Genomic DNA, 15,154 nt, shown 5'->3' on the forward strand with positions numbered 1-15,154 from the left:
GGCGGATGGCTTTCTTATTAATGAACTGAATTTTATTTCGCTCCCTTCACATACTTATCTAACCACTGTTGCTGTTCCCACAAAGTATGCAATACATTTTCCTTCCCACGATAACCATGTGCTTCATAAGGCAGGAACACAAAACGAACGGTTCCGCCATGGCCTTTGATTGCTGCATATAAACGTTCGCTGTTGATAGGATAGGTGCCGGTATTATCATCACTGTCGCCATGAATTAAGAGGATCGGCGTTTTAATTTTATCGGCATAACTAAACGGACTCATTTCATAATACAACTGTGGCGCCTGCCAGTAAGTACGATCCTCATTCTGGAAACCAAAAGGCGTCAACGTACGGTTATATGCACCACTTCTTGCCACACCGGCTTTAAACAGGTTGGTATGCGCCAGCAGATTAGCGGTCATGAAAGCACCGTAACTGTGTCCACCTACACCTACACGGTTTTTGTCAGCCACACCCAGACCAGATAAATGACCGATGGCTGCTTCTGCATTCATCTTTAACTGTGCAATAAAATTGTCATTGGGTTTTTTGTCGGCAGAAGTTGCTACAATAGGCATTTCAGCATTATCGAGCACAGCATAACCCTGCGTTACATAATAAATAGGAGAGCCCCAGCTTAAGCTGGTAAAACGGTACTGGCTTCCACGAATCTGTGCAGCATCAGCAGCACTGTTGAATTCTCTTGGATAAGCCCAGATGATCAGCGGCAGTGGACCATCTTTGTCTTTATTGTATCCTTTGGGTAAATACAGATCGCCGGTGAGGTCAACACCATCGGCTCTTTTGTATTTTACTTTTTCTTTTTTTACCCCTTCCAGTTGCGGATATGGATTGCTGAATTGTGTGATGGCTTTATCGGCAATACGAAGTACCAGATTCTTAATATAATAGTTGGGTACATCAGTCTGCGATTCTCTGCGCGTTAATAAAACCAGTTTATCGGCATCCAACACTTCATTCACTGTTTCATACACACCTTCCTGGCAGCGCCAGATGATATCATTCTTTTTAGTGGCCAGGTCAAACTTGGAAAGAAAAGGAAGATCACCTTTGGCAGAAGCACCTGTGGTATTGTTCATCAGAATTTTTGTTCCGTTATCTGTGGTCTGGATCACAGGTCTGCCAAATTTATTGCGTGTTAAAACAGGAGAACCCGGATTATTATAGGCATCGGTCTGGTTTCTTTCCATCAATAATTCAAGTGAACCGTTGCTGCTGTTATACCTGCTCACACGAATGGTTTGTTTTGATCTTAATACTTCCTGCACCATGGCCAATGTTTCATTGCCCCAGGTGGTACCCGCATAACGTGTTTTGGTTTTGAACAACTCTTTCGCCTCACCGGTAAAAGGTGCGCTTAATGCATAAACGGCATCATGGTATTCTACCTGTTTTTTAATCAAACCACTATCCAAAGGCATGGCCCAGGTAATGGTTGCTGCTTCATCATCGCGCCAGTCGAAACCTCTTGGTACATTTTGTGTGTTATCGTAACCGGAAGGTGTTCCTTCAGAAGAAGGTAATTCAGCCAATACTTTTACCACTTTACCAGTTAAATCAGTAATGCTGATGGTAGAAGGAAATCCATTGGCCGTTACGAGATAAGAGAAAGGTTTACGGATGGTTCTTACCATCATGTATTTTTTATCGGGTGATAAACTGAAAGTTGAAACAATACCGGGTTTACCCAACACTGTTTCTACCCCGTTTTTGTTTTGAATGAGTTGCCCCATGGCATAAAACTCAAACAGCTGTTCATCAAAAGGCGATTTGATCAGGTCCTGATAAGTAGGACTCGGCGCCGCTTTACCCAGGTTCTGCTGAATGGTTGGACCCTTTGGTGTAATAGGTCTTTTGGGTGCATTGGCCGCAGATTGTGTAGCGGCTTTGTAGATGATGGTATTGTCATCAACCCAGGTATAAGAAGTACCCAGCACCGTATTCAATGCTTGTTTATTGATCCTGGTTGCTTTTTTTGTAGCAACATCAATCACATATAAATCAACACGTGAACCAGTGGTATGTGTGAAAGCAATTTTTGTTTCTGAAGGATTCCAGCTCACACCACCTGCCAGTAAATTAGCGGGTAAGCCCGTTACCTGTGAACTTTGTCCCGATTTAATGTTCTGCAGTGTGAAATTATTGATGAAATTCTGTCTGCTCGGAGAAAAATTATTCGGGTTGATACGCAGACCAGCCACACGTAATTCAGGCTGACCCAATTCTTCAACTGTTGGATAACTGTTTCGTTCACTGAGCAGCATCCATTCTGCTTTTCCGTCGATACTCACTGAAGGTGTGGGTTTGGCCAGCAGCAGTTCCATCACTTCTTTGGCAGGTGTACGATAGGTATTGTCGTCCTGGGCATATACAGCAGTTACACTGAAGCCCAGCATCAACAAACCGAAGAACAATTTTTTCATAGCGTTCTATTTTAGTTGGTGGTTTTTATTTTTAGTCCGGGAGACCGGAAGTCAGCGAGTCGGAAAGACCGAAAGATGTTTTTAAATGAGTTGATCATCTTTCGGACTTCCGGTCTTTCCGACTTTCGGTCTTCTTGGTCTTCACTGATACACACGCACATAATCAACAATCATCTGTTGCGGATACACTTTTTCATCTACGCCTTTTTGTCCGCCCCAGGAGCCGCCCACCGCAATATTGAGCAGGAGGTGAAAGGGTTTGTCAAACGGCCATGCATCGTTACCGCTATGTTCGTTTTTAAAACTGAAATAAGGTTTATTGTCAACAAACATGGTAATGGTTTCTTTATCCCATTCCAGTGCATACACATGAAATTTTTCGCTGCAATCAGGAACTGATACGGTTCCTGTTTTTTGGGTGCCGATACTGTGAAAATATTTTTTGGTATGTGCCGATGCATGAATGGTCCCCTGGTTATACCCCACATGTTCCATGATATCTATTTCGCCATCATCGGGCCAGGTAATTTTTGGGGTGCTGGCCAGCATCCAGATGGCGGGCCAGGTGCCCACCCCTTTGGGTAGTTTGGCGCGTACTTCAATACGGCCATAGGTCCAGTCGCCCTTGCCCTTGGTTACCAATCTTGCAGAACTGTATGTATTATCGCCTATCTGTTCCTTGTGCGCCTCAATAATCAGAAAGCCTTTTTCCACCCTGGCGTTGCGTGTATTCTTAGACGTATAGTATTGTAATTCATTGTTACCCCAGCCATGACCGCCCACATCATAGTTCCATTTGGTAGAATCGGGGAGACCGTTAACCGAAAACTCATCGCGCCAGACCAGTTTTCTTTGCTGCCCCATTGCAGTGGAAGAGGCAAGCAATACCAGGAGAAAAAAGGATAATTTTCGCATGTGTACTGTGTTTGGGGAGATGAAAGTTAGGGAATCCCGGGTAGTTGTGTATGGGTAATGGATGATCGGGCGAAAAAAATTTGCGTACGAACGGCATTGACTGTATTTTTGCCCTCTCATGAAACAATTTGCGCATATCCACCATCATCATTACTTACCCAGAGGGTAGGCTGTTGGTGTTATGTGCTGATCATAAACATTAAAGGGCTTACCAACAGGTGAGCCCTTTTTATTTTAACGCAGAACTATGAAACTAAAATTAGCGATCCAGAAAAGCGGCCGTTTGCACGATGATTCCATTCGTTTGTTGAAGGAATGTGGTATCGATATCAGCAATGGTGTAAACAAACTGAAAGCAGAAGCCTCCAATTTCCCCCTCGAAGTATATTTTTTGAGGGATGATGATATTCCGCAGTATGTAGAAGATGCGGTGGCCGATATTGGATTTGTGGGTGAGAACGTGGTGTACGAAAAAAAGAAAAAGCTCACCGTGGTAGAAAAACTGGGTTTTGGTAAATGCCGGCTGAGTATGGCCGTTCGCAGGGGTGAGCAATATAAAGATGCTTCCTTCCTCGAAGGCAAAAGAATTGCTACCAGCTATCCGGTCATTGTTGAATCCTTTCTGCGTGAAAAAGGAGTAAAAGCAGAGATTCATGAAATCAGTGGCAGCGTGGAGATAGCACCCGGTATTGGTTTGGCCGATGCCATCTGCGATCTGGTAAGCAGCGGTTCAACTCTGTTCATGAATGGTTTGCAGGAAGCAGAAACCATCCTGCAATCGCAGGCCGTATTGATACGGAACAATGAACTCGATCCTGCAAAAGTGCAGTTAATTGATCGGCTCCTGTTTCGTATACAGTCGGTTAAAAAAGCAAAGAACAATAAGTATATCCTGTTGAATGCACCCAACGATAAACTGAAAGAAATCATTGCATTGTTACCGGGAATGAAAAGCCCTACTGTATTACCGCTGGCCGATCCGGGTTGGAGCAGTGTACACAGTGTGTTGAATGAAAATGATTTCTGGGATATCATTGAACAACTCAAAGCAGCAGGCGCACAGGGTATACTGGTAGTGCCCATTGAAAAAATGATTGTTTAGTACATGAAAAGTGAAAGGAGGGATTATTTCTGTTTACAGACTTGTAAAAGATCATCCAAAGCTAAAGGCTAAAAGCTAAATGCTCATAAGTTAAACTATATGAAACGAATAGAATATCCATCACGCCAGCAATGGCAGGAACTGCTGCAAAGACCGGTTATTGATACCGCCACTTTACAACAACAGGTAAAAGCTGTTATGGATGTGGTAAAACAGGATGGCGATAAAGCAGTACTTCAATTCACCAAACAGTTTGATGGTGTACAGTTGGAGAGTATGGAACTGAAAGAAGCAGCTATTGCGCAAATCATTGAACTGGTTCCCGATGATTTAAAACGCGCCATTAAACAGGCAGCACATAATATCCGCACTTTTCATGAACAGCAAAAAACAGCGGTGGAAGTAATAGAAACCATGAAAGGTGTTCGTTGCTGGAGAAAGGCGGTGGGTATTGAAAAAGTAGGTCTCTATATTCCCGGTGGCACAGCTCCATTATTTTCTACCATTCTCATGCTGGGCATACCTGCACAGTTAGCAGGTTGCAAAGAAGTGATCCTTTGTTCGCCGCCCGATAAAAACGGCCAACTACATCCTGCTATTGTGTATGCTGCCAACCTGGTAGGCATCACAAAAATTTTCAGCATCGGCGGTGTACAAGCCATTGCGGCTATGGCTTATGGCACTGAAACAGTTCCAAAAGTGTATAAAATATTTGGTCCGGGTAACCAGTATGTCACCTGCGCCAAACAACTGATACAGCAGGATGGAATTGCGATTGATATGCCCGCCGGACCCAGTGAAGTTTGTGTACTAGCAGATGCTTCGGCTAACCCGGCTTTTGTGGCGGCCGATTTACTGAGTCAGGCTGAACATGGATCTGATAGCCAGGTATTATTGGTGAGTACAGATACAACACTGGTTGATGCAGTAATGAAGGAACTGGAAATACAGTTAGAACATTTGCCCAGAAAAGAAATGGCAGCCAAAGCACTCGCCAACAGCAAAGCCATCATTGTAAAAGAACTAAACGAAGCCATTGACCTGGTCAATGAATATGCTGCAGAACACCTGATTATTTCCTGTGAAAATGATGAACTGATGGCTGACAAAATCATCAACGCGGGTTCTGTGTTTCTGGGTCATTATTCACCGGAGAGTGTGGGTGATTATGCCAGTGGCACCAATCATACCCTGCCCACCAATGGTTTTGCAAAAGCCTATAGTGGTGTGAGTCTCGATTCTTTTGTAAAAAAGATCACTTATCAAAAACTCAGCAAAGAAGGATTGGCAGGTATTGCATCAACCGTTGCAACCATGGCAGCGGCTGAGGGATTGGAGGCGCACAGAAACGCAGTACTCATCAGGCAATAAATTTTTAAAATGACAAGTAAGCTATTATATGTTTAACCTGGAACAACTTATAAGAGACAATATCAAAAAACTGAAACCCTATTCTTCAGCGCGTGATGAATTTAGCGGAGAAGCCAAAGTGTTTCTGGATGCCAATGAAAACAGTCTGGGATCGCCATTAACCAAATGGTATAACCGTTATCCCGATCCGCACCAACAGACCGTTAAACAAAAACTGAGTACCATAAAAGGTGTTGGCGCTGAACATATTTTTTTGGGAAATGGCAGTGATGAATGTATTGATATATTGTTCCGCTGTTTCTGTGAACCGGGAAAAGATAATGTACTCATCTGTCCACCCACCTATGGCATGTATGAAGTAAGTGCCCATATCAATGACGTAGAAATACGAAAAGCACCCTTGTTGCCCGATTTCCAGCTTGACCTGGTTCATATGGAAAACCTCACCGATGCACATACAAAAATCATCTGGCTCTGTTCGCCCAATAACCCAACGGGGAATTCACTGAACAGAACAGATATTGAAATGGTATTGAATAATTTCAACGGCATTGTTGTCATTGATGAAGCCTATATCAATTTTGCACAACAGAAATCATTTGTACAGGAACTTACTGAATACCCTAACCTGGTGGTGTTACAAACACTGAGCAAAGCCTGGGGACTTGCAGGACTTCGGTTAGGGATGGCTTTTGCTTCGCAGTCTATCATAGAAGTGATGAATAAAGTGAAGCCGCCATATAATATTAACCAGTCGACACAGGAACTAGTATTAAAAGCATTGGAGGAAGTAGGACAGGTAAATGATATGATTAAAATACTGGTGGATATGCGGAATGCATTAACAGCAGTATTTGAATCGATGCCAACAGTAGAAAAAGTGTATCCTTCCGATGCCAATTTTATATTGGTGAAAATTGCCGATGCCAGAAAGATATACAAGTTTTTATTGACGAAAGGTATTGTACTCAGGGACAGAAGTAATGTTGAATTGTGTGAAAACTGTCTGCGGATTACCATCGGCACCGAAAAGGAGAACACCGATTTGGTCGATGCCATGCAGGATTGGTACTCTTCACCGACAAACTGAGTAAATCTGTGTTTTCATTTGTAATTTTAATTCAAATTCAAACAGTATATGAAAAAAAGGGCTCTGTTTTCTTTCGCCATCTTTTGTGCAGCGGTCAACATTGTTGCAGCAAATGATTCTACCATTGCTACGGCTAAAAAGTTAGTAGCTGATCCGGTAAATGCAGGTTTAAAAACACCCGCTGGTTTTTCAGCTTCTATTGTTGCTGATAATCTGGGTCGCGCGAGGCATATTGTTGCCACACAACAGGGCGGTTTATATGTGAAGCTGGAACGTTTGAAAGAAGGAAAAGGCATTGTTTACCTGCATGATACTGATGGTGATGGTAAAATGGAAATCAGTAAAACCTTTGCCAATTATTATGGAACAGGTATAGCGATAAAAAATGGTTATCTCTATGCTTCTTCAGACCAGGATGTGTACAGGTATAAACTGGATGATAAGGGAAATGTAATAGATGCAGAAAATCCACAACGAATTGTAAAAGGTTTGTGGGATAAACGTCAACATGCATCAAAATCACTGGCACTTGATGATGCGGGTAATATTTATGTAAATATTGGTGCGCCATCTAACTCATGTCAGGAAGTAGACAGAACCAAAGGTTCCAAAGGAATGAATCCATGTCCGATACTGGATTCTGCGGGTGGTATCTGGCAGTTTAAAGTAGACCAGGCAGATCAGGGATACCATAATGGTGTTCGTTATGCTACGGGTTTAAGAAATGTGGTTGGACTTGACTGGAATAGACATGAAAACAAATTATATGTTACCATGCATGGCCGTGATATGCTGTACACTTTGTATCCTGATATGTTTGATACCACTGTGAGTGCAGAACTTCCTTCAGAAACTTTGTATGCAATTAACAAAGGCGATAATGCAGGATGGCCTTATGTGTATTATGATCATTTTCAGCAAAAGAAAATATTGGCGCCAGAATATGGTGGTGATGGAAAGAAAACAGGGGGCGAAAATGCTATTGATCCTTTAATAGGCTTCCCGGCACATATGGGACCCAATGCTTTGTTGTTTTATACCGGTAATCAGTTTCCTGAAAAATACAAGCAGGGTGCTTTTATTGCTTTTCATGGTTCATGGAATCGCTCACCTTTACCACAGGAAGGTTATTATGTGGTATTTGTACCATTTAAAAATGGCAAACCCAGTGGTAAATGGGAAGTGTTTGCAGATGGTTTTTCAGGAACTGGCGTGGTGAAAAATCCAAGAGATGCTCAGCACAGACCCTGCGGACTTACACAGGGCCCAGATGGGTCATTGTATGTGTCAGATGATGTAAAAGGAACCATTTATAAAATCAGTTATCCGTCAAAATAAGCGTACATGAAGTTTGTTTATAGTTTGATTATTTTATTGATCAGTAGTGCATTTGTATTACCGGAAAAGAAAACTGTTGTGATTCAGCCTCCTTTAAAAGCTTCTTTGGAGAGAGGTAAAACAGTGTACCTGCAGAGATGTATGGCCTGTCACCAGGCCGATGGGGGTGGTGTTCCAAGACTAAATCCGCCATTGGATGCAGCATCAAAAGTCAAAGGCAATGATAAGCTTTATCTGGTACGCGTTATTGTAAAAGGGATGACGGAAAGGGTTGAACTGGATGGGGAGTATTATGACAACAATATGTCTGCTAATCCGGATCTGACCGATGCGCAGATTGCAGATGTATTAACCTATATCAGGAATAGCTGGAGCAATAAAGCATCTGCTGTTACCCCCGCAGAAGTAAAAGCAGCGCGTGTAAAAATTAAGTAAGAAAATGAAACCAGTATTATTTATAGATCGTGACGGTGTAGTGTTACAGGAACCTCCGGAAGATTTTCAGATTGATCGTATTGACAAGACTGTATTTGTAAAAGGGAGTATTACTGCTTTATCGCAGATTGCTGCATCATTTGATTATTACAAAGTGATGGTTACAAATCAGGATGGTTTGGGAACAGACAGTTATCCTGAGACAGATTTCTTTCCTTATCATGATCTCATGATCCGTACACTGGCAGGAGAGGGTTTTGTATTTGATGAGATGATCATCGACCGGACTTTTGCGGCAGACAATCAGCCTACACGTAAACCAGGTACAGCCTTGCTGCAACATTTTTTTGATGCATCGAAATTCGATCTGACCAATTCTTATGTTATTGGAGACAGGTGGAGCGATATACAGTTAGCCAAAAACCTGGGTTGTAAAGCCATCTATTTAAAATCGCCCCTGCATTCTCTTACAGCAGAACAGGAAGCGGAACTCCGTTCAACCATTGCTTTAGAGACAGATGACTGGAAAATAATCTACAGTTTTTTAAAACTTGGTTTGCGAAAAGTGCAGCATGAACGTAATACCAATGAAACAAAAATCAGTATCAACCTGAATCTTGATGGTACCGGTGTATCGTCTATTCATACTGGTATTGGATTCTTTGATCATATGCTCGACCAGATTGCCAGACATGGTCAGATTGATCTTACCATTGAAACAAAAGGCGATCTTCATATTGACGAACACCATACCATTGAAGACACGGGGATTGCATTGGGAGAAGCATTTGCCAAAGCCTTGATAGATAAAAGGGGGATGGAAAGATATGGCTTTGCCTTGCCTATGGATGAGGCTGATGCCAAAGTACTCATTGATTTCGGTGGGAGAAACTGGTTGGTATGGAATGCCGAATTTAAAAGAGAAAAAATTGGTGAAATGCCAACGGAAATGTTTTTTCATTTCTTCAAATCGTTCAGTGATGCCGCTAAATGTAACCTGAATATTGAATGCAAGGGAGAGAATGAACACCATAAAATTGAAGCCATTTTCAAAGCCTTTGCCAAGTCGATCAGGATGGCTGTAAGGCGGGATCCTTTCTCCAATCATTTTCCTTCTACAAAAGGGGTACTGTAATAGCTATTAAAATAATGTCAACAAAATAGGCTGCCAGAAAATGAGCAGCCTATTTTCCTTTACCAGAAAGTATAATCCGTAAAGTGTGTATCATGATTTTGAAATCGAGCAGGAGTGAAGCATTTTCAATGTAGATCAGGTCGTATTTCATTCGCTGGATCATTTCATCAATATTACTGGCATAGCCAAACTGCACCATGCCCCAGGAGGTGAGTCCGGGCTTTACTTTCAGCAGGTAACGGTAATAAGGTGTTTGTTGCAGTATCTGGTCGATATACACTTTCCGTTCTGGTCTTGGTCCAATCAGACTCATATCACCAGTGAGAATATTCCAGAGTTGTGGTAATTCATCGAGCCTCCATTTACGCATAATTTTGCCCCATGCTGTAATACGTGAATCATGATCACTGGATAAAGCAGGGCCATCTTTTTCTGCGTCATCAACCATGCTCCTGAATTTATAAATGGTAAATGGTTTGCCATTGTAACCTATTCTCTCCTGGGCATAAATGACAGGTCCGTTTGATGAAAACTTTGTACGGATGGCAATCAACAGAAGAAAGGGCGAAAGTAAGATCAATCCGCAAACTGCTACAAGTACATCTGTAATACGTTTGATATTCTGCTGCCAGGCGCTGAGTGGATTGGTGCGCAGGTCAATTAAGGAAGCGGTAAAAATATTATTGGTTTTTACAGAGCCGGAAACAATGTCAAGCGTATCCGCTACCAGCTTGATGTCTACTTCTTTTTCGGTGAGTGTATAAACCAACTCATCAATCAGTGTATGATCTTTTTTCTCCAGTGCCAGTATTACTTTTTCTACCTGGTACTGTTGTATGATACTGTTCAGTTCTTCTGTTGAGCCAAGTCTTGGAATCCATTTACTCAGGCCATTGCTTGTTTTCTGCTCATGTGTTACAAAACCTACTACCTGCATACCGAGGTAGTGAAAGTTTTTGATTACTTCATGATACACTTTTACAGCTTCTTTGTTATTACCAATAATCAGTGTATTAAAACGAATATGTCCGTTCAGGATAGATTTTTTAATGAGTAACAGTACAATGCTTCTGTCTATGGCAAAGAGGATGAAATGAACAAGAAAAAAAACAGTGAAGAAGATGAAAAAATCAGGATGTCTCCAAAATTCAAATACAATGATGGCCATACTCCCAATAACAGTTTGAATAAAGGTTTCTGTTATTTCATTGAGCCTCGATTTTTCGTATAAAGATTTCTGGTAAGTGCCTGATAAACCGAAAACCAATAACCATATGCAGGCTATTCCTACAGAGCGTATAATATCTTTTTTTGCCGGCTGTTCTGTTATACCAGGGAGAAGGAAATAAAAAAACAATACTGAACCAGCGATGGCAAAAAGGAAGTCGGAAAAAATATACCAACTGATTTGTTTCTTTTTGCCTTGCATGTGTTACACCAGTATACTGGTATTATTGATTTTGTCCAATATCTGGTGCGCCACTTCCATGGCAAGGAAGCCGTCGATTTCACTTACCACGGTAGGTTTATTATTGAGGATAGCATCTACAAAAGATTCCAGTTCCAGTTTAATGGCATTGGCCTGGGGAACAATGGGGTTTGCAATGGCAATGGTTTTCTTGCCGTTTTGGGTATCGATGTCAAAAGAAAAAACATTCTGGTCATCCGGCTGTTTGAGTTTAATGATCTCTGTTTTTTTCTCCAGGAAATCAATACCTATATAGGCATCTTTCTGAAACAGTCTCATCTTGCGCATTTTTTTCATACTGATACGACTGCTGGTAAGATTGGCCACACAGCCATTGTTAAATTCAATGCGAACGTTGGCTATATCGGGTGTTTCAGTCATAACGGCCACGCCACTTGCAGAAATGTTTTTTACATCACTTTTTACGAGGCTCAGAATAATGTCGATATCATGGATCATGAGGTCAAGGATCACACTCACTTCGGTACCCCTTGGATTGAACTGTGCCAACCTGTGTACTTCAATAAACATCGGATTGAGGTTCATGTCCTGTATGGCCATATAGGCAGGGTTGAAACGCTCTACATGTCCAACCTGCATTTTTACATTGGCTTCCCGAACGATGTTGACAAGATCGCGACCCTCTTGTATGGTATGGGCCAGTGGTTTTTCTACAAACACATGTTTGCCTTTCCGGATGGCCATCATACAGATATCAAAATGATGGTCTGTAGGCGTAATAACATCAATGATATCGCAGGCATCCATTAATTTTTCTTCATCGGAAAACCTTTTCAAACCGTATTCCTCTACTGCAATACGGGCATTATCATTATTGGGGTCGAAAAAGCCAACCAGCTTCACGTCTTTGATCTCTTTCCAGTTGTTCAGGTGAAACTTACCCAGGTGTCCAACGCCGAAAACGCCTACTTTAAGCATAGCAAAAGATGTATTTAATAGGTAAAGATAAATAATAGCCGCCCCCAAAAGCGTGTAAATTGCCTTATGTGGATATCCTGTCGGGTGAACCAGTCATTCTTTCCGGCTCCTGAAATCTTACTTAATATTGTAGATTCCCGGAATGCCAATGAGAATCAGGCATTGCCCTAAACAAAGTTAGCAGATGAATGCAGTGATATATAGTCTAATAGTAGTGATTGCATATCCGTATGCCATATATCCTGTACTCTCATTTTTGATCAGCCGGTTTAAGCCTGTAAAGCAATATCCGCCTTATTATCCGTCTGTTACTGTACTGATAGCCGCTTATAACGAGATAGGTTATATCAGTGAAAAGCTGGAGAATACTTTTGCATTGGATTACCCTCCAGATTTATTGCAGGTTATTGTGGTAACTGATGGATCAACAGATGGAACAGATAAGGTAGTGGCAGCTGAAAAAAGAGCCCTGTTATTACATCATCCTGTCCGAAAAGGGAAAGCTGCAGCTATTAACAGTGCAATCGGAAAAATTGAATCGGATATAGTCGTCTGTACAGATGCCAATACAATGTTGAATAAGGAAGCGTTGGTTGAACTGGTCAAATATTTTCAGGATCCACTCATTGGAGCGGTAGCCGGGGAGAAGCGGGTGATAACAACAGACAGTAAAGGAGGTACTGTTGTTGAAGGTTTTTACTGGAAGTATGAATCGAAGCTCAGGCAATATGATTCACGGGCATTTTCTATCACCGGAGCCGCCGGAGAATTATATGCCATTCGTCGTGCATACCTGGAAATGGTTCCCGCTGATACCATTTGTGAGGATATGCTCATAACAATGCAGCTAATTGAAAAGGGTAAAAGAGTGGTATATGAACCAGGGGCACATGGAACAGAAAAAATGTCGGAGACGATTGCTGATGAGTGGAAAAGAAAATTAAGGATTGCAGCGGGTAGCATACAATTCCTGCAACGTATGAAGTTGCTGCAATTTTGTAACAATTATTCCTATGCTGCATTTCAGTTTATCAGCCGGAAACTTTTCAGATGGCTGGTTGTTCCTTATGCGATGATGATATTGTTGGTTGCAGGATTACTGCAGTTTTTTCAAACAGACAGTTCATGGATATTTTTCATCTGCATGATGCAGTTTATTTTTTATGGCTGGGCATTGTTGGGCTGGCTTTTTAGCAGGTTCAAACGACTACCGGGACTCTTCTTTTTTCCTTTTTATTTTTTGATGGCAAATGCAGCAATCATTGTAGGAACCTGTCAATACCTCGGAGGTAAGTCATTTGTTTTATGGGAGCGGGTTAAAAGGGCTTAATGATATGCACATAAAAAAACTCCCGGTAACACATACCGGGAGTTTTTTATGTATAGGAACAAAACTGAATTAATATCCAGGATTCTGAACCAGGTTTTTATTGGCACCCAATACATTTTCAGGAATAGGCAATGCCCATTCTCTGGCAGTTGAAGCAAGGTTACAAGCGCCTGATGATGAAACAGAAGTTCCACAAGGTGTACCACGGGCAATGGTACGAGTGGTTCTTTTCAGGTCAAAGAAACGGTGGCCTTCACCAAACATTTCTCTTCTTCTTTCATCAGCAATAGCATTGATCAATGCAGTGCCAGTTAATACTACCGGAGTATAACCGGAAATACGTGCAGCACGCAGAGCATTCAGATCAGCAAGTGCAGTCACTTCATTGGCACCACCCAAACGGGCATTTGCTTCAGCACGGATCAGGTACATTTCACCACTACGAAGCGCAATGAAATTAGCATTACCATCTACCAATGTATTTTTACCTCTGTATTTGGTAATCGCCAGGTTTGGTGTTGGATTACCAGCAGCAGGAACATTTGTAAAATAAGCCTGGTAACGCAGGTCATTGCTTTGAATCAATCCCGTATTTCCAGCAATTGTTGCAATATCTGGAGATGGTCTGAAATAGTTACGGTTACTTGTTGCAAAGAACGCAAGGAAAGTAGGACCAGACTGACCAGCTTCAAACTGAACATTCCAGATGATTTCACCTCTATCGGTTTGTTTGTACATACCTGTAAATGCAGTCTGTGTAGTTGCCAACGGACGACCATTCAGTGCATTTGTTGCGGCAGTAGCAGCTTCTGCCCAGTTACCGGCATAGAGGTTTACTCTTGCCAATAATGCGTAAGCAGCATTGCGATCAAGGAAAGGTCTTGTTAAACCAGTTGCTGGGTTTACAGCCTGGTCAACATTTCCTAACAATGTAACAGCCTGGTTCAGATCAGCAAAAATATTATCATAGAAATCTTTGTTATTGCTACGAACAGGTTTTACTGAAGTAGAAACGGTGAAATCTTTGATATAAGGCATTGCCAGATCTGCTGTACTGCTACGGTCGTATTTTACAGCGAAATAACGGAACAGGTCAAAATGGGCCATAGCGCGTAAAGCATAAGCCTGACCTTTGATTCTGTTTGCCTGACCCTGGTTGTTGGCATTGGTAAATTTGTCAACATCTCTCAGGATAATATTAGCATGCGCAATGGTACTATAAGGTGCAGAATATAAATTGAATATCTGGCCTGTTGACGAGTTATACAGAAAGTCGGCCATAGTTCTTGAGTTGGCCAGTGTTTCCGCAGCAACCTCATAAAGGTTATCACTCATTACATCCGGCATCAGCGCCCATCCGGCACCGGTACCACTACCAGATCCAAAATAGTCAGCAGCTCTTAAAGATCCGTATGCGCCTGTTAACACTTCTTCCACCTGTTTCATGCTGGAAGGATTACTCAAGGCATCCAGTGAGAATTGGGGAGTCAGTTCAATGACTTCCTTTTTTGAACACCCCTGCACCAATGTAAATGCTGCAAAGGCGACGATTGTATTTTTTATAATCTTGTTATACATATTATG

12 protein-coding genes are annotated in these 15,154 nt (G+C 41.9%); 7 read left to right on the forward strand and 5 right to left on the reverse strand.

Translation table 11 applies throughout. The features are described 5' to 3' along the window. Nucleotides 1-32 precede the first annotated feature (32 nt). A complete protein-coding gene (locus ACH3Z1_RS09595; protein WP_490821709.1) occupies nt 33-2,447 on the reverse strand; it encodes a S9 family peptidase in 2,415 nt (804 codons plus the stop codon). A 141-nt stretch (nt 2,448-2,588) separates the two neighbouring features. Then, nucleotides 2,589-3,362, reverse strand: coding sequence for a glycoside hydrolase family 16 protein (locus ACH3Z1_RS09600; RefSeq protein ID WP_490821710.1), 774 nt, complete (start codon nt 3,360-3,362; stop codon nt 2,589-2,591). Between the two features lie 247 nt (nt 3,363-3,609). Between ACH3Z1_RS09600 and hisG the strand changes: the two genes are divergently transcribed. From hisG to hisB, 6 genes are all read left to right on the forward strand, one after another. Next, entirely contained in the window at nt 3,610-4,464 is an 855-nt protein-coding gene (hisG, locus tag ACH3Z1_RS09605; RefSeq protein WP_490821711.1) for an ATP phosphoribosyltransferase, read from the forward strand. A gap of 99 nt (nt 4,465-4,563) precedes the next feature. Then, nucleotides 4,564-5,835 carry a histidinol dehydrogenase gene (gene hisD / locus ACH3Z1_RS09610; protein WP_490821712.1) on the forward strand — a complete coding sequence of 424 codons (1,272 nt, stop codon included), beginning with the start codon at nt 4,564-4,566 and terminating at the stop codon, nt 5,833-5,835. A gap of 28 nt (nt 5,836-5,863) precedes the next feature. After that, nucleotides 5,864-6,925: a histidinol-phosphate transaminase gene (hisC, locus tag ACH3Z1_RS09615; protein ID WP_490821713.1), complete on the forward strand. Its 1,062-nt coding sequence runs from the start codon at nt 5,864-5,866 to the stop codon at nt 6,923-6,925. Nucleotides 6,926-6,973: 48 nt separating this feature from the next. Continuing rightward, nucleotides 6,974-8,263 (forward strand): PQQ-dependent sugar dehydrogenase, encoded by a 1,290-nt coding sequence (locus ACH3Z1_RS09620; RefSeq protein ID WP_490821714.1) that lies wholly within the window; start codon nt 6,974-6,976, stop codon nt 8,261-8,263. A 6-nt stretch (nt 8,264-8,269) separates the two neighbouring features. Continuing rightward, nucleotides 8,270-8,698 (forward strand): c-type cytochrome, encoded by a 429-nt coding sequence (locus ACH3Z1_RS09625; protein ID WP_490821715.1) that lies wholly within the window; start codon nt 8,270-8,272, stop codon nt 8,696-8,698. Between the two features lie 4 nt (nt 8,699-8,702). Next, on the forward strand, nt 8,703-9,833 hold the full coding sequence (gene hisB / locus ACH3Z1_RS09630; protein ID WP_490821716.1) for a bifunctional histidinol-phosphatase/imidazoleglycerol-phosphate dehydratase HisB: 1,131 nt from the start codon (nt 8,703-8,705) through the stop codon (nt 9,831-9,833). A 49-nt stretch (nt 9,834-9,882) separates the two neighbouring features. Here the strand turns inward: hisB and ACH3Z1_RS09635 are convergent, their stop codons facing one another. Together ACH3Z1_RS09635 and ACH3Z1_RS09640 are read right to left on the reverse strand one after the other, a co-directional pair. Further along, complete coding sequence (locus tag ACH3Z1_RS09635; protein WP_490821717.1) at nt 9,883-11,262, reverse strand: sugar transferase; 1,380 nt, start codon at nt 11,260-11,262, stop codon at nt 9,883-9,885. Between the two features lie 3 nt (nt 11,263-11,265). Continuing rightward, the gene (locus tag ACH3Z1_RS09640; RefSeq protein WP_490821718.1) at nt 11,266-12,240 is read right to left on the reverse strand and encodes a Gfo/Idh/MocA family protein; all 975 of its coding nucleotides are present in this window, start codon (nt 12,238-12,240) and stop codon (nt 11,266-11,268) included. A gap of 184 nt (nt 12,241-12,424) precedes the next feature. Between ACH3Z1_RS09640 and ACH3Z1_RS09645 the strand changes: the two genes are divergently transcribed. Continuing rightward, a complete protein-coding gene (locus ACH3Z1_RS09645) occupies nt 12,425-13,570 on the forward strand; it encodes a glycosyltransferase family 2 protein (RefSeq protein ID WP_490821719.1) in 1,146 nt (381 codons plus the stop codon). 69 nt (nt 13,571-13,639) lie between these two features. Here the strand turns inward: ACH3Z1_RS09645 and ACH3Z1_RS09650 are convergent, their stop codons facing one another. Beyond that, nucleotides 13,640-15,148 (reverse strand): RagB/SusD family nutrient uptake outer membrane protein, encoded by a 1,509-nt coding sequence (locus tag ACH3Z1_RS09650; protein ID WP_490821720.1) that lies wholly within the window; start codon nt 15,146-15,148, stop codon nt 13,640-13,642. Nucleotides 15,149-15,154 lie beyond the last annotated feature (6 nt).

The organism is Sediminibacterium sp. FW305-C-49 (assembly GCF_058231085.1).

Coding starts and splice junctions, on each gene's coding strand:
- ACH3Z1_RS09595 (WP_490821709.1), bottom strand. CDS start 2,447: ATGAAAAAATTGTTCTTCGGTTTGTTGATGCTGGGCTTCAGTGTAACT.
- ACH3Z1_RS09600 (WP_490821710.1), bottom strand. CDS start 3,362: ATGCGAAAATTATCCTTTTTTCTCCTGGTATTGCTTGCCTCTTCCACT.
- hisG (WP_490821711.1), top strand. CDS start 3,610: ATGAAACTAAAATTAGCGATCCAGAAAAGCGGCCGTTTGCACGATGAT.
- hisD (WP_490821712.1), top strand. CDS start 4,564: ATGAAACGAATAGAATATCCATCACGCCAGCAATGGCAGGAACTGCTG.
- hisC (WP_490821713.1), top strand. CDS start 5,864: ATGTTTAACCTGGAACAACTTATAAGAGACAATATCAAAAAACTGAAA.
- ACH3Z1_RS09620 (WP_490821714.1), top strand. CDS start 6,974: ATGAAAAAAAGGGCTCTGTTTTCTTTCGCCATCTTTTGTGCAGCGGTC.
- ACH3Z1_RS09625 (WP_490821715.1), top strand. CDS start 8,270: ATGAAGTTTGTTTATAGTTTGATTATTTTATTGATCAGTAGTGCATTT.
- hisB (WP_490821716.1), top strand. CDS start 8,703: ATGAAACCAGTATTATTTATAGATCGTGACGGTGTAGTGTTACAGGAA.
- ACH3Z1_RS09635 (WP_490821717.1), bottom strand. CDS start 11,262: ATGCAAGGCAAAAAGAAACAAATCAGTTGGTATATTTTTTCCGACTTC.
- ACH3Z1_RS09640 (WP_490821718.1), bottom strand. CDS start 12,240: ATGCTTAAAGTAGGCGTTTTCGGCGTTGGACACCTGGGTAAGTTTCAC.
- ACH3Z1_RS09645 (WP_490821719.1), top strand. CDS start 12,425: ATGAATGCAGTGATATATAGTCTAATAGTAGTGATTGCATATCCGTAT.
- ACH3Z1_RS09650 (WP_490821720.1), bottom strand. CDS start 15,148: ATGTATAACAAGATTATAAAAAATACAATCGTCGCCTTTGCAGCATTT.